Origin of the sequence: Gordonia metallireducens (assembly GCF_021245825.1) — a bacterium.
Taxonomy (GTDB): Bacteria; Actinomycetota; Actinomycetes; order Mycobacteriales; family Mycobacteriaceae; genus Gordonia; species Gordonia namibiensis.
The window spans coordinates 150,706-172,999 of the sequence record NZ_JAJQJP010000041.1 but is presented as its reverse complement, the minus strand read 5'-3'; the positions used below and the strand labels follow the sequence as shown (position 1 = coordinate 172,999).

Genomic DNA, 22,294 nt, shown 5'->3' with positions numbered 1-22,294 from the left:
GCCAACGCCTCACCCGAAGCAAACACATACCGAAGCGACGTCAACCCGCCGAGCCGATCACCCAACACATCGACAAACGCCGACAACATCGACGGCACGAAATGCACCACCGACACCGAACGATCGACGATCACCTCGCGCAGATACTCCGGATCACCATGACGACCCGGCTCCGCGATCACCAACGGAACCCCGGCAACCAACGGCCAGAACAACTCCCACACCGACACGTCGAACGTCACCGGCGTCTTCTGCAACACCCGATCCGACCCCGACACCGGATACCACGCATCCATCCACGCCAGCCGATTCAGCACCGACCGATGCGACACCGTCACACCCTTCGGCCGCCCCGTCGATCCCGACGTGAACAACGTGTACAACGCATCATCGACACTCAACGGCGCACGACGATCCGCATCCGACACCGGCCCCACACCGGCATCGAACGAACCCGACGCATCCACCTCACGCACCGACAGACCATCGACCTGCGCCACCGCAGCCGGCACCGGCAACCCGCCGGCCACCAGCACCAGCGAAGCACCCGACGTCGCCAACATGTACTCCACACGATCAGCAGGCGCATCCGGATCCACCGGCACATACTGCCCACCAGCAGCAACAACCGCGTGAACCGCGACCAACAACTCCACCGACCGCGGAATCACCACAGCCACAGCAACATCCGGCCCCACACCAACCGCGATCAACTCACGCGCCAACCCCCACACCCGAGCACCGAACTCACCGAACGACACACTCCGATCCCCGAACACCAACGCATCACGACCCGGGTACGCCGCCACCGCACGCGACAACCCGTCCGCCAACGAGCCAAGCCCGGCAAACGCCGCCGAATCGATCGTCGGCGAACCAGACTCCAGGGACGCGACAGCCGACGCCTCATCGTCCGACATCAGCGCGACGTCTCCCACCGGCGATGTCGGCGCCGCCGTCAGTTCATCAAGAACCGACACCATTCGAGTCGCGAAGGCATCCACCGTCGACGGATCGAACAGATCTGCGGCCGCGACCACCGAACCCGTCCACGAGCCGGTCTGGGAGATCTCGATGTTCACAGTGAGATCACGTTGCGCGGGTACTTCCTCGGTGACCACGGGGGCGAATTCGAGTTCCCCGAGTTCGATCGAACGCGGCACCCCAGCGGAGCGGGGCGTGGCGACGAGCATCACCTGCGCGAGCGGTGCGAATGCCTCACTGCGCACGGGGGCGACTGCATCGACTACCGACTCGAACGGCACATCCGCGTGGGCGAACGCATCCACATCGACGACGTGGACGTGGTCGAGCAACTGGGTGAACGAGCCACCGGGGTCGACCGTTGTCCGCAGCACAAGGGTGTTGACGAACATGCCGACCAGCGGGTCGAGCACCTCGCGTCCGCGCCCCGCGATGGGCGTACTGATGGCTATGTCGTCGGTACCACTGAGCCGGGACAGGGTCACGGCGAGAGCCGAGTGCAGCACCATGAACGGGGTGACCCCGTGGGCATCAGCAACCTGCCGGACGCGCGAGGTGACCTGGGGCGGGACCTGGAAAGGCCGTCGGACTCCGTGACCGGATGCCACCGGCGGTCGGGGTCGATCCGTCGGCAATTCCAGCACGTCCGGCAGACCCGCGAGCCGCTCGGTCCAGTACGCCAGCTGCCGACCGACCACCGACTCGGCATCGTCTGGCGAACCCAGCACCGCACGCTGCCACAACGCGAAGTCGGCGTATTGCACCTCGAGAGGCGCGAACACCGGCGACTCTCCGCCTGACCGCGCAAGGTACGCAGCGACGAGATCCGACACCAGAGGTGCGAGGGACTCTCCGTCTGAGGCGATGTGGTGCATCACCACCGCGACCACATGCTCCCCTGGTGCGGACTTCCAGACACGTACGCGCACAGGCCATTCGCGCTCCAGCGCGAATCCACTTGCGACGACAGCCTCGATGTCGCCGGCCGAGTCCACCTCCCGCCAATCCAGCCGTTCGGCGATCTCGGAAACCTCGTGCACCGACTGAAACGGCTCCCCTTCGACATCCGGGAACGTCGTCCGCAACGATTCGTGACGCGTCAACACATCACCCACTGCGGAACGCAGAGCCAGCAGGTCCAGCTCACCACGGACCCGCAACACCGCCGGGATGTTGTACATCCCGCTCGAAGGTTCGAGCTTGTTGATGAACCACATCCGCTGCTGCGCAAACGACAACGGAATACGATCCGGACGCGGATCCACCGCGGTGATCGGCGGCAGCGCGGCACCGCGGCTACTGGTGGCGCCCAACAACTCCCGCACGCTCGGGGCGTCGAACACGTCCCGGACCGTCACCTCGAAGCCCAGTTCATCCGAGACGCGTGCCGCGATACGGGCAGCCGAGAGGGAGCTTCCGCCGAGATCGAAGAAAGATTCGGTGACACTCACCTGCTCGAGCCCGAGCAGGTCGGCGAAAAGTGCGGCGACGGCCGCTTCCTCAGATGTTTCCGGAGCCACGAACTCGACGGCACCGAATTCCGGCGCCGGCAACGAACTGCGGTCCACCTTGCCAGATGTGTTCAGAGGCATGGATTCCAAGCGCACCCAGGTGGTCGGCCGCATGTACTCCGGTAGGCGTGCGGTCACACTGGCCGCCACGGCGTCCACGTCGACGTCGGCCGGGGCCAGATAGCCGACCAGTTGCTGCCCGCCGGGTGCGTCCACCACTGTCGCGGCCGCGTGCAAGACACCGGGAGCCGCGGCGAGCGCCGCTTCGACCTCCCCGAGTTCGAGGCGCTGTCCGCGTAGCTTGACCTGGAAGTCGTTGCGTCCGAGGTATTCCAGCTGGCCCTCGGTGTTCCAGCGCGCCCGGTCCCCGGTCCGGTAGAGGCGGGCTCCCGGCTCCCCGAACGGATCGGCAACGAAGCGCTCCGCTGTCAGGTCGGCTCGGCCGGCATATCCGCGGGCGAGCTGTTTTCCACCCAGATACAACTCGCCCGGCACGCCTGCCGGAGCGATGTCCAGCGAGTCGTCGAGAACGTAGGCTTCGACCCACCTCGTGGGGGTTCCGATCGGCACCGTCCGGCTGTCCGGCGTCACTCGGTGGACGGTGGCGACGATGGATGCCTCGGCCGGACCGTACTGATTCTGGACCCGCGTCTGCGGTAGGTACGCAATCAGGTCTCGCGCGACCGGTGGCGTGAGGGCTTCGCCTCCGGTCATGACCAGCCGCAGAGAGCACAACTCCCCGACTCGAGCCCCGAGGACCTCTGTGAACGCGGCGAGCATGGCCGGCACGAAGTGCACGATCGTGACGCCGTGACGACGGATCAGATCCGCCAGGTGGGCGGGATCGCCGTGCCTGCCGTGTTCAGCGATCACCATGGTCGCCCCGACCGTCACCGGCAGGAACACCTCGCGAACCGCTACGTCGAAATTGATCGGCGCCTTGTACAGAAAGACGTCCTCGTCACACAGGTCGTACTGTTCGGCATCCGCCTCGAGTCGATTGGCGACGCCCTCGTGCGTGATGACCACTGCTTTGGGGCGGCCTGTCGAGCCGGACGTGAACAAGGTGAAAGCAGCGTTGTCCGGCCTCACCGGCACGGCACGATCGGCGTCGGTGATCGGTGATTCGTCGCCGGCGGGACCCGTCCCGTCGAAGACGTGGACATCGGCGAGGTCGCCGAACCGTTCCATCGCCTCGGCTTGGCCGCTGCCCGTCACGACGACCAACCGGACCCCTGCCGTGGCCACCATGTACCGGGAACGGTCAACAGGGAGTTGCGCATCCAGCGGAACGAAGTGGCCACCGGCAGTGATCACTGCATGGATCGCGATGACCTGCTCGATCGAGCGCTCCATCTGGATCCCGACGGCGACCTCCGAACGGACACCGAGCGCGATGAGCTCACGTGCCAACGTCGCCACTCGCGATTCGAACTCGCGGCGACTGACCTCGCGATTGCCGTGGACGATTGCCGGACGGCTTGACCTGTTGCCCGGATCGGTCACCTTCGACACCTTTCGCGATTCCTCACTGTCAGTACGCTTACTCATCAGTTGACCACCGGGCTCATGCAGGGCTCGTCAGATGCACGAGCGTCGGAGACCCGATCACGCTCCGACGGCCTCGGGACCACTCCAGTATCTGATTCCGTTCACTGTCGGTGAGCAGTCGAGTACCCCCGATCGTCATCTCGGGATTCGTCGTGACCTCTGCGAGAACTCTGACGAACCTCTCGCCGAACCGGCTCACCGACTGTTCGTCGAAGAGATCGGTCGCGTAGGTCACGCGGACCTCGCCGTCGCCTGCCCGATTGGTGCCCACCGATATGGACAGATCGTTCTGCGCCGGGACGACCGGCGGCTCGAGCGGCGTGAACGCCAGATCGTTCGCGACCGCGTCGACGACGCCGGCTCCTAGGTCGACCGACCGGTCGATCACCGAGAGCACGACCTGCGCCAGGGGCGCGAACGCCTGCGAGCGCACGGGCTGAAGTCGCTCGACGACGGATTCGAAAGGTACATCCGCGTGTTCGAACGCCTCCAGGTCGACCGAACGAACCTGGTCGAGCAGATCGGCGAAACGCCCCCGCGACGTGACCTTCGTCCGCAGCACGAGTGTGTTGACGAACATGCCGATCACCGGTTCGAGAGCCTGCTGTCCCCGCCCTGCTATCGGGGTGGCGACCGCGATGTCGTCGGTCGCCGACAACCGCGCCAGCACCACCGCCAGGGCCGCATGCACAACCATGAAGGGCGTCACGCCGCGTCGGCGCGCGAGTTCCTCGATGCCCAGACTGACCTCTGCGGGCAGCGGCACCGAGACCACCGCGCCCCGGTGGGAGGCCACCGTCGGGCGGGGACGATCGGCCGGCAGCTCCAGGACATCCGGCACCCCGGCCAACTGCCGCGCCCAGTAGGCCAACTGGCGACCGACCACCGAGTCCGGATCTTCCGGCGATCCCAGGACGTCGCGCTGCCACAGCGCGAAGTCGGCGTACTGCACATCCAGTGGCGCGAAGGCCGGGGTTCGACCGTTCGAGCGGGCCGAATATGCAGTGACCAGGTCGGAGACGAGTGGTGCGAACGACTCCCGGTCGGAGGCGATGTGATGCATGATCACCGCGACCACGTGCTCGTCCGTGGCGGTCTTCCAGACACGCGCCCGCACCGGCCATTCGAGGCCGAGTCGGAAACCGGCTGCGACGGCGTCCTCGATGTCGGAGGCAGAGTGCACCTCTCGCCAGTCCAACCGCTCGGCGATCTCCGAGACGTCGTGCACCAGCTGGAAGGGCTCACCGTCGACGTCCGGGAAGGTCGTGCGGAGTGACTCGTGCCTCGCCACCACATCGCCGATCGCCGTCCGCAATGCCGCCACGTCGAGTCCACCGTCGACCCGTAGGATCAGCGGGACGTTGTACATCCCGCTCGACGGGTTGAACTTGTTGATGAACCACATCCGCTGCTGCGCGAAGGACAGCGGGACGTTCCCCGGACGCGACTCCGGCCGGGCCACCGGGGGCAGCGGGGCACGTCGCCCCCGGACTGCTTCGGCGAGCTCGCGCACCGTCGGGGCATCGAACACATCGCGGACCGTCACCTCGACACCCAGGGCATCCGACACCCGGGACGTCAGACGCATCGCCGACAGCGAGTTGCCGCCCAGGTCGAAGAACGACTGGGTGACACTCACCTGCTCCACGCCCAGCAGCCCGGCGAACACGCAGGCGATCGCCTCTTCGGCTTCCGAAGCGGGAGCGACGTATTCGGCCGCTTCCAGCTCGGGCTCGGGCAGCGAACGGCGGTCGACCTTGCCGGCGGAGTTCAGCGGCATCTCGTCGAGGAGCACCCACGCGGTGGGGCGCATGTACTCGGCGAGCGCGTCCGAGAGCGATGTGCGCACGGCATCGAGATCGACGGTCGCGGGGGCGACGTAGCCGACGAGCTGGTCCCCGCCCGGCCCGGCGACGACGCGGGCCGCGGCGTGGACGACACCGGGCGCGTCGGCGATCGCGGACTCGACCTCACCGAGTTCGAGTCGCTGTCCGCGCAGCTTCACCTGGAAGTCGGTGCGGCCCAGGTAATCCAGATCGCCGGTGCGGCGTCGGCGGACGAGGTCACCGGTCCGGTACAACCGCGCTCCCGGGGCCCCGAACGGATCCGCGACGAAGCGCTCTGCGGTCAGGTCCGGCCGGGCCGCGTAACCGCGCGCGGATTGGACACCGCCGAGGTAGAGTTCGCCGGCCACCCCGTCTGGGACCGGGTGCAGGCGATCATCGAGCACATAGGCGGTGGTGTTCGGCATCGGTCGACCGATCGGCACGACGTCGACGGGCTCGTCGAGTGCCGACGACATCGTGTAGACGGCGGCCTCGGTGGGACCGAACAGGTTGACCACCCGGGCGTGGGGCACGCGCTCGGTGAACCGCCGCAGAACCGCCGGAGGTAGGGCTTCGCCGCCGCTGAACAGCATCTGCAGCCCCGTGAGCAGATCCGGTCGATCGACGACGTCGAGGAACACCGAGAGCAGCGACGGCACGAACTGGGCGACGGTCACGCCGGTCTCGGCCATGACGTCGGCGAGATAGTTCGGGTCGCGGTGACCTTCGGCGTCCGCGACCACCATCGTCTGCCCCGCCGTCAACGGCCAGAACAGCTCCAGGACCGACGCATCGAATGTGTGCGGCGTCTTGAACAGCAGCCTCTGGGGCCCGGCGGGAATGAGCGAATCGAACCAGGCGACGAAGTTGGCGACGGCCCGATGCGAGATGGTCACACCCTTCGGCCTGCCGGTGGAGCCGGAGGTGAACAGCGTGTAGGCGGCGTCGTCGAGACGCAGTGTGGCGAGTCGTTCGGAAGGCGACAGCGGGGCCGCGTCTGCGGAAAGCGGTGCATCGGCGTCGAGTTCGATGATCGGCGACCGTCCGTCGAGCACATCGAGAACCTCGACGGGCCGGTGTCCCTTCTCCACGAGGACCGGTCCGATACCGGCGGTCTCGACCATGTACCGCGCGCGGTCGGCCGGGGTGTCGGGATCGATGGGGACGTACTGGCCACCCGCTGCCATGATGGCGTGCACCGCGATGACGGTGCCGGCAGACCGGCGCATGACGACGCCGACGGCCGTGTTCGGACCGACGCCCTCGGCGATCAACGTCCGGGCGACCGCGGCGACGCGGAGTCCGAACTCGCCGTAGGTCAGCGTGCGCTCCCCCGTGACGAGCGCGAGGGACTGGGCGGAGTCGGCCACGCGGGCACCGACGAGATCGGCGATCGTCTCCTCCGCGGCGGACGCCGCCGGCCCGACGGACCCGGCGAGCAGTGCCTGATCCTGTTCTGCTGCGAGGAGCCGGATGTCCCCGACGGCGGTCTGCTCGGATGCGAGCACACCGTCGAGCAGGCGGAGGAACCACCGGGACATCTCTTCGACGGTTCCTCGGTCGAAGAGATCGGTGGCAAAGGTCAGGATTCCCGACCAGTCCTCGTCGGCAGAACCGGTGGAGACGGTCAGATTGAGATCGACCTGGGCGGGGGCCTCGGTGATGTCCACCGGGGCGACCGTCAAACCGTTGACCGTGGCGGCACCGCTGACGTCGGTGCCGATCGGATCGACCGACAGGATGACCTGAACCAGAGGCGAGAAGGCCTCGGAGCGAACGGGATTGACCGCATCGACCACCGACTCGAACGGCACCTCGGCGTGCGCGAAGGCATCGAGGTCGTCGGCTCGGACGCGGTCGAGAACAGCGTCGAACCCGCTGGCGGAATCGATCTCGGTTCGCAGCACGAGGGTGTTGACGAACATGCCGACCATGGCGTCCAGCTCGCTCTGCCCGCGGCCACCGATCGGCGTACCGACCGCGATGTCGTGGGTACCCGTCAGACGGGCGAGCAGGACCGCGAACGCCGCGTGCAACACCATGAACCGCGTCGCGCCGTGCCGGGTGGCGATGGCATCGACGCGGCGGCCGATGTCGGCGGGGATGCCGAAGGTGAGCACGTCGCCCCGGTGGCTGGCGACGAGCGGCCGGGGCCGGTCGGCGGGCAGTTCGAGGACATCCGGCAGGCCTGCGAGTCGGTCTCGCCAGTAGGCGAGTTGTCCGCCGAGCACCGAATCCGGATCCTCGGGCGCGCCGAGCACCTCGCGCTGCCAGAGGGCGTAGTCGGCGAACTGGATGTCGAGAGGAGCGAACTCCGGTGCTGCGCCACGGCTTCGCGCTTCGTAGGCGGCGAAGAGATCGGTCGCGAGCGGACCGAACGACTGACCGTCGAAAGCGATGTGATGGGCGACGAGGGCGAAGGTCGCCCGCCCGTCACCGGTGAGCAGAACGCGGGCACGCAGGGGCCACTCGTGCGCGACATCGAACCCGCGACGCAGGTCGGTCGCGAGTTCGTCGGCGCTGGCCACGACCCGCCAGTCCAGGCGTTCGGCAACATCCGCGGGCTCGGCGATGTGCTGGTACGGCAGACCGTCGACGGCCGGGAAGGTCGTCCGGAGGATCTCGTGTCGGGCGACGACATCGACGGTCGCCGTCCGCAGGAGGTCCACGTCGACCTCGCCGGACAGCGTGAACACGGCCGGGATGTTGTATGTCGCCAGCTCCGGTTCCATCTGGTTGATGAACCACATGCGCTGCTGGGCGAACGACAACGGAATCCGTTCGGGCCGAGACTCGACACGACTCACCGGCGGCAGAGCAGGACGACGATCGGCCACCGCGGCAACCAGATCCCGCACTGACGGCGCATCGAACACATCCCGGATACCGACCTGCACACCCAACGCATCCGACACCCGCGCCACCAAACGCATCGCCGACAACGAGTTACCACCCAAATCGAAGAACGACTCGGTCACCGAAACCCGCTCGGCATCAAGCAAAGTCGCAAACACCGCCGCAACCCGCTCCTCGGCATCCGAAGCCGGAGCCACATACTCGACAGCCTCGAACACCGGCGCAGGCAACGCCTTACGATCCACCTTGCCCGACGACGTCAGCGGCATCACATCCAACCGCACCCACACCGACGGACGCATATACCCCGGCAACACCGACGCCACCGACTCGGCAACCACCTCCACATCCACATCAGCCGGCGCCACATACGCCACCAACTGCTGCCCACCACCAGACTCAGCCACCACCGCCGCCGCATGCACCACACCCGGCGCCGCCGCCACCGCAGCCTCGACCTCACCCAACTCCAGCCGCTGACCACGCAACTTCACCTGGAAATCGGTACGCCCCAAATACTCCAACTCACCCGAAGCATTCCACCGCACCAGATCCCCGGTCCGATACAACCGCTCCCCCGGCCCACCAAACGGATCAGCAACAAAACGCTCAGCAGTCAGATCCGGACGCGCCGCATACCCCCGCGCCACCTGCACACCACCGAGATACAACTCACCCGGCACACCCACCGGAACCCGCGCCAACCGCGAATCCAACACCCGCGTCACCGTATTGGGCACCGGCGAACCAATCGGCACCACCGCATCACCGGCCTGCACCGAATACGCCGTCACATCAACCGCAGCCTCGGTCGGCCCGTACAGATTGTGCAAACCCACACCCGGCAACCGCGACAACAACCCGCCCGCCACCGCCGGCGCCAACGCCTCACCCGAAGCAAACACATACCGAAGCGACGTCAACCCGCCGAGCCGATCACCCAACACATCGACAAACGCCGACAACATCGACGGCACGAAATGCACCACCGACACCGAACGATCGACGATCACCTCGCGCAGATACTCCGGATCACCATGACGACCCGGCTCCGCGATCACCAACGGAACCCCGGCAACCAACGGCCAGAACAACTCCCACACCGACACATCGAACGTCACCGGCGTCTTCTGCAACACCCGATCCGACCCCGACACCGGATACCACGCATCCATCCACGCCAGCCGATTCAGCACCGACCGATGCGACACCGTCACACCCTTCGGCCGCCCCGTCGACCCCGACGTGAACAACGTGTACAACGCATCATCGACACCCAACCGCGCACGACGATCGGCATCCGACACCGGCCCCACACCGGCATCGAACGAACCCGACGCATCCACCTCACGCACCGACAGACCCTCGACCTGCGCCACCGCAGACGGCACCGGCAACCCGCCGGCCACCAGCACCAGCGAAGCACCCGACGTCGCCAACATGTACTCCACACGATCAGCAGGCGCATCCGGATCCACCGGCACATACTGCCCACCAGCAGCAACAACAGCGTGAACCGCGACCAACAACTCCACCGACCGCGGAATCACCACAGCCACAGCAACATCCGGCCCCACACCAACCGCGATCAACTCACGCGCCAACCCCCACACCCGAGCACCGAACTCACCGAACGACACACTCCGATCCCCGAACACCAAAGCATCACGACCCGGGTACGCCGCCACCGCACGCGACAACCCGTCAGCCAACGAGCCAAGTCCTGCGAACATGGCCGAATCGATTGTCGCCGAGCCGTTCTCGAGGGACGCAACGGTCGACGTCTCGTCCTCGGAGATGAGTGGCGCGTCTCCGACGGACATCCGTGGCGTCGAGGTCAGGGCATCGAGCAGCCGTACGAATCGGCGCCCGATGAGCGCAGCCGTCGACGGATCGAACAGATCCGTGGCGAAGGTGACCGTTCCGGACCACTCACCCGAGTCGAGGGAATGCAGACCGACCGTCAGGTCGTACTGCGCGGGGATGACCGGCGGATCGATCTCGGTGAACTTCAGTCCGCCGACCGTCGCGTCCAGCTTGTGGGCCGACCGCGCGGGATCGAACGACAGCATCACCTGCGCGAGCGGTGCGAAGGCCTCACTGCGCACGGGCGCAAGGGTTTCGACGAGTGTCTCGAACGGGACGTCGCCGTTGGCGAAGGCGTCGAGATCGGCGGCCCGCACCTCGTCGAGGAAGTCGAGAAAGGACTTGCCGGCATCGACACCCGTGCGCAGGACGAGGGTGTTGACGAACATACCGACCAGCGGCTCCACCACGGCATGCGTGCGACCGGCGATCGGCGTGGCGATGGCCACGTCGTCGGTGGCGGCCACCCGTGACAGCAGCACGGCCAGTGCGGCGTGGGCGACCATGAACGGTGTGGCGCCGCTGATCCGGGCGATGTCCTCGACGCGTGCGACGACTTCGGCGGGTACGTCGAAGGCGACCTGGTCACCGCGGTTGGTCGCGACGCGAGGCCGCTCCCGGTCGGTGGGTAGGTCGATGACGTCGGGGAGATCGGCCAATCGCTCCGTCCAGAAGCGCAGCTGACCCGCGACCAACGAAGTCGGGTCGGACGCGTCGCCGAGAACGCGATGTTGCCAGAGCGCGTAGTCGGCGAAGTGCACCTCGAGCGGCGCGAAGTCGGGCTCGCGGTGCTCGGCCCGCGAGGTGTAGGCGGTGAGGAGGTCGGCGACCAGCGGCCGCATCGACTCGCCGTCGGCCGCGATGTGGTGCACCACCACGCCGAGGATCGTCTCGTCGGTGTCGGTGCGCAGCACAGCGACTCGGATCGGCATCTGCTCGGTGACGTCGAAACCGGCCGAGACCGCGGATTCGAAGACCTCCGGCGAGTCGGTGACCGTCCAGTCGAGAACCGATTCGGCCTGTGCGAGCGGCAGAATGACCTGGTTCGGCCGACCGTCGGCGGCCGGGAACACCGTTCGCAGAACGTCCTGGCGGGCGATCACGTCGGCGACGGCGGTACGCAACACATCGACGTCGAGATGTCCGGTGATCCGGAGCAGGACCGGGATGTTGTACGTCGGCAGCGTCGGGTCGAACTGGTTGATGAACCACATCCGCTGCTGGGAGAACGACAGCGGGATGACATCCGGGCGGGGATCGGCGGGAGTGATCGGCTCGAGACCGGGCGCCGCATCCTTCACCCGGGCTGCCAGGCCGCGGACGGTGGGTGCATCGAACAGATCGCGCATGTTGAGGTCGACGTTGAGGACCTCACACGCCCGACCCACGATCTGGGCTGCGATCAACGAGTTGCCACCGACGTCGAACACGGACTCGGTGACGCTGATGTCCTCGAGACCGAGTACCGCCGTGAACACGTCGACGAGCGCGCGTTCGGTGTCGTCCGCGGGCGGCACGTACTCGACACCGGACTCGAAAACAGGCTTGGGCAGTGCTTTTCGGTCCAGCTTCCCGTTCGCGGTGAGCGGCAGGCGTTCCACGCCGACGACTGCGTCGGGAACCATGTACCCGGGCACGTGTGCGGCCATCGCCGACCTGACCACGGCGGCGTCCACGTCCTCGCCGGGAGCCACCACGAGGTAACCGACCAGCTGGTCACCACGGTCCGGGTCCTCGATCACCCGAGCGGCTGCTGCGGCCGCCTCCGGCATCGCGGCCAGCAACGCCGCCTCGATCTCACCGAACTCGATCCGGAAACCGCGCAGTTGGACCTGCGCGTCGTTACGGCCGAGATACTCGATGTCGTCACCGACCCGCCGGGCGCGATCGCCGGTCCGGTACATCCGGGAGCCGTCATCGGCGAACGGGTTCGCGACGAATCGCGAGGCCGACAGACCCGGCCGTTTCAGGTAGCCGGAGGCCAACTGGCCTCCGGTCACATAGATCTCGCCCGGCACGCCCTGCGGTACCGGGTTCAACCGCTCGTCGAGTATGTGGATACCCAAGGAGGTCAGCGGTCGGCCGATCAGTGACGCGTCGGTGCCGGCGACCGAATCCCGGTCGAGCGCACGGAAACTCACATGCACGGTGGTCTCGGTGATGCCGTACATGTTCACCAGCTGCGCGGTGTCGGACGGGTTCTCGTCGTACCAGCGGCGGACCTGATCGAAACTGAGCACCTCGCCGCCGAACACCACGTACCGCAACGCCAGTTCGCGCCGATCGCCCCGACGAGCGTCGATCAACTGGTAGAACGCCGACGGGGTCTGACTCAGCACCGTCACCTGTTCGGTCACCAGGATGTCCAGGAATGCTCGTGGATCCCGTGCCAGGTCGCGATCGATCACCACCAGCCGAGCCCCGGAGAGCAGCGGGCCCCACATCTCCCACACCGAGAAGTCGAACGCATACGAGTGGAACATCGTCCACACGTCCGTGGCGGAGAACTCGAAATCGTCTGCCGCGGCGTCGATCAGGGTGACGACGTCACGATGGGTGATCTCGACGCCCTTCGGCCGCCCGGTCGACCCCGAGGTGTAGATGACGTACGCCCGCGAGTCCGCGGGCACCCGCACCAGGTCCGTGGAGGCGACAGGTTCGGCCGCGAGAGCCTCCACGTCGACGACCATCGCCCCGTCCGGGAGGCGATCCCACAGGGCGTGATCGGCCGACGACGCATCGCCGATGACCACCGCCACCTCGGCGTCGGCGACGATGAACGACAGGCGTTCGACCGGGTTACCCAGATCCAGCGGCAGGTACCCGGCCCCGGCCTTCATCACACCGAGGATCGCGGACATGAGGTCGACCGTCCGGGCGGTGGCGATGCCGACCAGGTCACCGGCGGCGACCCCGCGGGCGGCGAGCCCGGCGGCCACCGCGTCCGAGCGAGCATCGAGCTCGCCATAGGACAGCGACCGGCCCGACGCCGACACCGCGACGCGATCCGCGAACCGATGCGCGGCAGAGCGGAACAGACCCGGCAGCGACTCCCAATCGGAGGTTCCGGCCAGTGCCCACGCCGCGGTCCGGATCTGCTCGACGACGCGACTCGTCGTCGTGGCGATCTCATTCGGCGCGAGTCCTGCCAGCGACAACTGACCGGTGACGGCGGCTCCCACCGCCGCCTCCGTGTCGATCCCCTGCGCCGCGAGAACTCCCGCGGTCATCGAGACCGTCGCGTTCAGTGCGGCGAACGGAACCGGGCCGGACTTGCCCTCGAACGCGGTCTGCGCAGGAGCGACCGACGCGGCATGTGCGATCAGTTGCAGGGTGGACGGCCGAGCGCCCCAACCACGCGAGATGTCAGCGGCGTCAGAGTCGACGGTCACGTCCTGTTGTTTCCTTCTGAAGCGGTGGACAGATCGATGATCGCGGAGGCGTTGGAGCGCAGGCCGCTCAGAACCTCGTCGAGCGCGGCCGGACCACCTGCGGCCAGACTGGGCACCACACTCATCAGTGCCATCGTGAGCGTGGCGTCGGAGTCCGATCCCGGAAGGGCGGCCGCCATTGCTCTCACCATGTCCGCCAGTTGACCGAAGTCGACGCTCACGCCGTCGTGTTCCACGGCGATCGCCCCGGGATCGGTATCGCCGGCGATGGTGACGAGATCGGTGAGTCGGATGTCTGCCGGAACCGGATCGACGGCTTCGGCCTGCTCATCAGCGGTGAGGATCACGATGTCCCCGACGATACACTCGGCGTCGGCGGCGACGGCTTCGAGGATTCCGAGATACCGCTGCGCCATGACCTCGATCGTGGACCGATCGAAGAGATCGGTAGCGTAGACGAGCTGCGCCTTCATCGCGCCGGCTCCCGGGTTGTGTCCGGCCGCTGCCGGGTCGTTCGGGTACAGATTCAACTGCAGATCGACCTTGGCCGGGATGATCCCCTCGGCCACCGGTGACACGACCACGTCGCCGAGTTCGAGCGACGGGAAGTCGATGTTCTGGAAGGCGAACATCACCTGGAACAACGGATTGTAGGACGTAGTCGGCGCACTCAGGATCTTCGCGACGATCGTCTCGAAGGCGACGTCGGTGTTGGCCATGTCGGCGAGGTCATCACGACGCACCCGGGACAGCAGATCGCTGAACTTCTCCCCGTGGTCGATCCGGGTCCGCAACGCGAGGCTGTTGACGAACATGCCCACCACCTCGTCGAGCGCCTGTTCGCCACGTCCGGCGTACGGCGTGCCGATCACGAGGTCGTTGCGTCCGCTCAGACGCGACAACAGCACCGCGTAGGCGGCATGGGTGACCATGAACATCGTGGTGTTGTTCGCGCGTGCGACGGACTCCAGGGACCGCGCGAGATCCTCGGGGATCTCGAACTCCACCTGATCGCCGACGTACGACGGCGTCCTCGGCCGGGGCCGATCCGTCGGCAGATCGATGGTCTCGGGGGCCCCGGACAGGCGGTCGAGCCAGTAGTCGAGCTGGCGCTGCGCCTCGGTGACACCGTGGTCGTCGGTGGTCGCCAGCCGCTCGGCCTGCCACAGGGTGAAGTCTGCGTACTGGACCGGCAGCGGCGCCCACGTCGGCGGGAGCCCGTCGTGGCGGGCTGCGTAGGCCATCATCAGGTCGCGGGCCAGCGGCGCCATCGAGGCGCCGTCGGCGCTGATGTGGTGCACGACGAAGACGACCACGTGCTCGTCCTCGTCGACACGCAGCAGGGCGAGGCGGACCGGCGGGGCGGTCGTGATGTCGAACCCGCGGCCGGTCACGGCCGCGATGGCGTCGGCCACGCTCCCCGAGACCGGTACCGGGGTCACGTCGAGGCCGGCGACCTCGTCGGGTGGGCTGATGATCTGCATCGGTTCGCCGTTGATCATCGGGTAGCTGGTCCGCAGCGATTCGTGCCTGCGGAGCAGGTCGTCCACCGCGGCGCGCAGTGCGTCGACGTCCAACCGGCCGCGCAGCTCGAGAGCGAGGGCGACGTTGTAGGCCGGGGACTTCGGATCGGCGCGGCTGAGCAGCCACATACCACGCTGAACGGCGGACACCGGGACCATCTCGGCGCGCTGACGCGCGATCAGCGGTACCGCCGAGTGACCGGAGAGGCTGTTGGTGATGTATTCGGCGAGCCGGGCCACATCTGCGGACTCGAAGATCGCCTTCACTGGGACCTGCCGGTCCAGCGCCGCCGACAGACGTGCGGACACCTTGGTGGCCGACAGCGAGTTGCCACCCATCTCGAAGAAGCCGTCGTGCACGCTGACCCGCTCGACCCCGAGCACCTGGGCGAAGACCTCGGCGACGATGGCTTCGAGCTGCGTCCGCGGCGGGACGAAGTCCTTGCTCGCGCTGAAGTCGACCGGCGGCAGCTTGGTGCGGTCGATCTTGCCGACGTTGGTCAGTTCGAAGGAGTCGACCACGACGATCGTGTGCGGGACCATGTAGCGCGGCAGGAGCTGCGTGACGTGCTCGGTGAGCGCCTCGGGCATCGGCGAGCGATCGTCGGTCGCGGTCACATACGCCACCAGAACGTCTTCGCCGGCCGGTCCGGGCACACCGAGGCTGACCGCGTTGGCGACATCCGGGTGGGACATCAACGCGTTGTCGACCTCACCGAGCTCGATGCGGAGTCCGCGCACCTTCAGCTGGAAATCGTCGCGGCCGTGATAGATCAACCGCCCGTCGGCACGACGGACGACCCGGTCACCGGTCCGGTACATCCGCGTCCCGTTCGAGTACGGGTTCGCGATGAACCGCTCGGCGGTCAGACCGGGGCGGCCCAGATAACCGATGGCCAGCTGATCGCCCACGAGGTAGAGCTCGCCGACCACCCCGGCCGGGGTCGGCCGCAGTCCGCGATCCAGGACGAGGGCCCCGACTCCGGGTACCGCCGTTCCGATCGTCATGTCGTCGGCGGGCGAGAACGGTCCGTCCGCGGTGGCCCAGATGGTCGTCTCGGTGGGGCCGTAGAGGTTGAAGAACCGGCGACCCGCGGACACCCAGCGGCGCATCAGTTCCGGCGGGCATGCCTCGCCCGCACTCAGCACCGTGGTCAGCGACGGCACCGCTGCCGGCTCCAGGGTCGCCAGTGCCGACGGCGTCATGACCGCATGTGTCACACCGGATTCCGCGATCAGCTGCTCGAGCTGGTCGCCGGCGTAGGTGTCCGGGTCGGCGACGACCAGCTGACCGGCCGACCCGAAGGCCATCGTCAGCTCGAAGACCGACGCATCGAAGCTCGGGGACGCTACGTGCAGTACCCGCGAGGTCTCGTCGAGCCTCAGGATCTCACGCTGATTCGCCATCAGGTTCGCCAGACCGCGATGGCTCACCGCAGCGGCCTTGGGCTTGCCCGTCGAACCCGAGGTGTAGATGAGGTACGCCATCTCGTCGACGCGTGTGGGTCGGACGAGTTCACCCGCTCCGATCGGGGCGATGGGGTGGCCGGCGAGACGCAACTCGGTCTCGCTGTCGTCGACGATGATCCACTCCGCACCGCTGTCTATCGCGTCGACCCCGGCATCCGCGGTGGCCAGTCCGACGCGCGCGCCGCTGTCGCTGACCATCGCGGATCGGCGCTCGGCCGGGTGCATGGGATCGATCGTGACGAAGGCGGCACCGGAACGGATCACCGCGATCGTGCACAGCACCGAGCGCGCCGATCGGCGAGCACTGATGGCGACGACGTCGCCGGGTCCGATTCCCCGCGAGATCAGTTCCCGCGCAAGCTGATTGGTCCTAGCGTCGAAGACATCCGGGGTGATCTTCTCGCCGGCGACGAGTACCGGTGTCGCCGAACCGGGCGAGCACGTCCCCAGCAGATCGGCGAACACCACCGGCGTCCGACCGGCGGGCTCGGCGGTCAGCTCCCGAACATCGGCAGCGGGCACGATGTCGAACCGGCCGATCGCCTCGGTGGGGGTGGACGTCATCTGATCGAGCAGCATGGTCAGCGCCTCGGCCATCGACTCCACCGTCGACCGGTTGAAGAGATCGGTGGCGTAGGAGAATTCGAGCGCCACACGTTCGGAACCCGTACCGGCGAACTCGGTGGCGGTCACCGACAGGTCGTACTTCGCGGACGGGATCCGGATGTCGAGGACGTCGAACTCCCCCGTCTGGGCGAGAACGGCCGACGAATCGCGCTGGAAGGTGAAACCGACCTGAAACAGCGGGCTGTGGGCGCGCGACCTGCTGGGCGACACCTCGTCGACCACCATCTCGAACGGCACCTGGGAGTACTCGAGCGCGCCGGTACGTGCACGGTGTGCGCGATCCAGCAGTTCGGCGACCGAATCACCCGGGCGGATGTTCAACCGCAGGACGACGGTGTTGACGAACATGCCCACGAGGTCGGCGAGTTCGGGTTCGTCGCGCCCGGCGACCGCGGTACCGATGGACACGTCGTCGGTGTCGCCGAGCCGGCCGAGGACGGCCGCCAAGGCCACATGCAGGACGGTGAACGTGGTGACGCCGAAACGTCCGGCCAGCGAGCGGATCTTTGCGAACTGCTCCGGCGAGATCTCTGCGTCGACGTAACCGCCTCTCCCCGTGGGGATCTGCGGACGGGGCCGATCGGTGGGGAGCGCCAGCAGCTCGGGCTGGCCGGCCAGCTGATCCCTCCAGTAGGCGAGCTCTCGCGCCATGCGGGCATTCTCGTCGTCGGCCGAACCGAGGATGTCGCGTTGCCACACCGCGAAGTCCGCGTACTGGACCGGGAGAGGTTCCCAGGCCGGCGCCAGTCCGTTGACCCGGGCCCCGTAGGCGGCGAGGAGGTCGACGATCAGGGGGCGCAGCGACGCGCCGTCGCCGACGATGTGATGGAGGACCACCAGGAGCACGTGGCCGTCAGCGGGGGTTTCGAACAGGGAGGCACGGAAGGGTACCTGCGAGACGAGGTCGAAACCGGCCGCGGCCTGCGCGGCGACGGCGTCGAGGAGATCGGCCTCGGTCGTGGTGTGGACGCTGAGCCGTACCTGGTCCTCGACGTCGGCGACGTCGACGATCTCCTGGATCGGCTCACCGTCGATCGACGGGAAGCGAGTACGCAGCGGCTCGTGCCGGATCACGACGTCACGGACCGCCGCGCGCAGTGCGTCGACATCGACGTCGCCGCGCATGCGGACCGCGCCGGGCATGTTGTAGGTCCCCGAAGACGGATCCATCCGGTTGATGAACCAGAGTCGGGATTGCGAGTACGAGACCGGGATGGTCTCCGGCCGCGTACCCCGACGCAGGGGCGGCCGCGCCTCGACCACCGCGGCATCGGCGATGGCGGCGGCCAGCTCGCCGACGTCGTTGCTGTTGAAGATGTCGCCCAGCGCGACTGCCCGCGAGTACTGCTTTCGCAGCCTCGACGCCAGCCGGGCCGCGGCCAGGGAGTCGGCACCGAGAGCGAAGATGTTGTCCCGCATGCCGATTCGCTCGACACCGAGGACGTCACCGACGATCTCGGCCACCTTTTCCTCGATCTCCGACCGGGGAGCCACGTAGACACGCTCGGCAGCCGTGGTGGAAGCGGGCGCGGGGAGCGCGCGTCGGTCCAGCTTGCCCGAGGCGTTCACCGGGAAGGCCTCGAGAACGACCACTGCGGACGGAACCATGTGTGCGGGAAGGCCGTTGCGCGCGGCACGCATCTGCCGGTCGACGATGACCTCGGCCGGGATCGTGGTGTCGCGGGGTTTGACGTAGGCGACGACTGCGGCGCCGCCGGCGTCGGTGCGGACGATCGCCACGGCCGCGGAGACCGATCCCTCGGCCAACAGCACGGACTCGATCTCGCCGAGTTCGACGCGCTGTCCACGGATCTTGACCTGGAAATCGGTGCGCCCCAGGTACTCGAGCATCCCGGTTGCGTTCCACCGCACCAGATCTCCGGTCCGGTACATCCGGGTGCCGGCGTCGAACGGATTGGCCACGAACCGCTCGGCAGTCAGCCCGCCACGGCCGAGATACCCGTCCGCGAGCTGAGCACCGGCGAGGTACAACTCGCCGACCACCCCGACGGGCACCCGACGGAGCTGGGAGTCGAGCACATAGGTGTCGGTGTTGGCCACCGGTCGCCCGATGGGCATGTGGACTTCCCCACCACCGACGCGATACTCGGTGACGTCGACCGCCGCTTCGGTGGGACCGTAGAGGTTCACCAACTCCGAATCCGAGTGTTCGACCACTTGGGTCGCGAGATTCGCCGGCAGCGCCTCACCGGAGGTGAAGACCCGTCGGACCGTGGCCGGGATCGCCGGCTCGCCGGTCGCCGCCACTTCGACGAACACGTCCAGCATCGACGGCACGAAGTGGAGCGTGGTCACCCCGCGTTCGACGATGGTGTCGCGGAGGTAGGCCGGGTCCCGGTGCCCACCGGCGCGGGCGACCACCATTCGCGCGCCGATCTGCAAGGGCCAGAACAACTCCCAGACCGAGACGTCGAATGTGATCGGCGTCTTGTAGAGAACGGCGTCGGAAGGGCCGATGCGGTAGTGGTCCTGCATCCACGCCAGTCGGTTGACGACGGCACCGTGCGAGACCTGCACGCCCTTCGGGACACCGGTCGAACCGGACGTGAAGATCACGTAGGCGGCCGAGTCCGGACGGATGCTGCCCTCGTCCACCGGAAGCCGGCGAGACGATGCATCGGCCGCTGAGGAACCGGCGTTCGCGAGGAACTCGCGGTCGATCACCACGGTCGGTTGTGCGGTGTCGAGGATCAGGCTCCGACGGTCCTCGGGTTGCTCCACGTCGACGGGTACGTATGCGGCGCCGGCCATCAGGGTCGCGTACACGGCCATGACCTGCTCCACGCCGCGTTCGACCAGTACTGCCACCTTGTCACCGGGTCGTACGCCCGCCTCGACCAGGGCGGCTGCGAGCTCACGGCTTCTCGCATCGAACTCGCGGTAGGTGAACTCGGCGTCGTCGGTGACGATCGCCGGCGCATCGGGGTTTTCGGCCACACGCGTGGCGAACAGGTCGAGAAGCGTGTGGTTGCCGGCCTGCGCCGCGGTCCAGTCGGTGCGCGGCCCGCGTTCGAAGTGATCGAGTTCGGCGTCCTCACCCGGGAGCAGGACCGGCATCGAATCGATCGGGGCGTCGACGTTGTCGAAGAGATGCTCGACGAAAGCCAGGAACCGGCGATGATGCGACGCGATCTCGGCCTCGGAGTACAGGTATGGATTGCCGTGCAGATCGACGACGAGGGGCGCGTCAGGGCTCGACTGGTACAGGTTGATGAGCAGGTCCTCGAGGATGCCCGAGGTGAGGATGCGGTAGTCCATCGTCGTGCCGTCGATGGCGACCTGGTCGTCGAAGAAGACCATGTTGATGGTCGGGCCGAACGAGACCGAGTTCGCCTCGAATCCGGCGTCGCGGCGGATGTCGTCGGACCGGTACCGCTGATGGCGGAGCGCGCCGGTCAGCTCGAGCTGAGCTGCGGCGACCAGTTCCCGGCCCGTACTCGCCGGGACATCCCGCAGTCGGATCGGCAGCACGTTCGAGACCATGCCGCCGGAGGCCTTGATCTTCGCGGTGGTCCGACCCGTCACCGGCAGCGTCATCACGATGTCGTCGGAGCCGGTCATCCGCGACAGGAATGCACCGAAGGCCGCCGACATGAGGACGGCCAGTGAGCTGTTGAACTCGGTGGCAAGCGATTCGAGGCGCCGCTGCTGGGCGACCGGCAGGTCGCCACCGGCCACGACGTTGTCGAACGAGAGCGGGGCGGTGCCGGCACCGTGGGCGAGGGTCACCCGTTCGGGCAGATCCGAAACACGCGACAACCAGTGCGCGCGGTCGGTGTCGCGGCGGCTGCTGGCCTGATACGTGTCCTCGTAGGCCACGATCTCGGCCATCGTGGCCGGTGTCCTGTCCTTCGGCTCTTCACCGCGCCGGATCGCGTTGTAGCGGTCGACGGTGCGTCGCATGATCGACAGCGCTGCGTAACCGTCGATGATGATGTGGTGGGCGCGGTTGTACCAGAACGTCCGGTCGTCGGAGACCCGCAATATCGCGATGACGATCAGCTGGTCGTTCATGAGGTCGACGGGACGCCGGTATTCGGCCTGCATCCAGGCCATCGCGGCCGCGACCGGATCGGCTTCGCCGCGGAAATCGATGATGTCGACGTGCTGGTCGAATTCGAGATCGACGTACTGCATCGGAACCCCGTCGATCTCGGTGAGACGGACATACGGGGATTCGAGGGTCTTGCCGACCTCGACGCAGCAGTGTTCGAGGAGGTCGATGTCGAAGCCGCCGGGTTCGTGGCGGATGTCGACGTATTGGGCGATGTTCACCGAGTAATCCGGCGACAGGGTGTCGGCGAACCACATTCCTCGCTGTGCCGCGGTGAGAGGCAGGACTTCAGTGATGTTGTTTCCGACAACGTTCGCGCTGTCGCTGTTATCGGCGGTCGCCACGGACGCTGACACTCCTCACTGCTTCGACTGCCTCGGTTCTATCGATTAGACCTGATACGACCGATAGATTTCGTCCCACAAACACCAAAACTAGGCTGTTTTTCCAGGTTGCGATTGTGGCACGCTCGGAAATGCCCGGAAAATCACTCCAGCAACCGAGCAGGCACCACTTCTGTTAATCGGCCCGAACCCTCCTCATCGTTACATTCGGCAATGACATCAGCTTTCCACGCGTTTGTGTGCGAGCAGGGCGGCTCGCCGTGTTCACA

Annotated in this window: 3 protein-coding genes; all 3 read right to left on the bottom strand. The window is 67.1% G+C overall.

The genetic code is table 11. From position 1 onward, the window contains the following. Positions 1-4,046: non-ribosomal peptide synthetase (locus LQD00_RS17090; RefSeq protein ID WP_232718320.1), on the bottom strand; the 4,046-nt coding region annotated here is incomplete at its 3' end. A gap of 16 nt (positions 4,047-4,062) precedes the next feature. Then, complete coding sequence (locus LQD00_RS17085) at positions 4,063-13,986, bottom strand: non-ribosomal peptide synthetase (protein WP_232718319.1); 9,924 nt, start codon at positions 13,984-13,986, stop codon at positions 4,063-4,065. Beyond that, positions 13,983-22,025, bottom strand: a complete 8,043-nt coding sequence (locus LQD00_RS17080) for an amino acid adenylation domain-containing protein (RefSeq protein ID WP_406567049.1) — start codon at positions 22,023-22,025, stop codon at positions 13,983-13,985. Before LQD00_RS17080 ends, LQD00_RS17085 begins: the two co-directional genes overlap by 4 nt. Positions 22,026-22,294 lie beyond the last annotated feature (269 nt).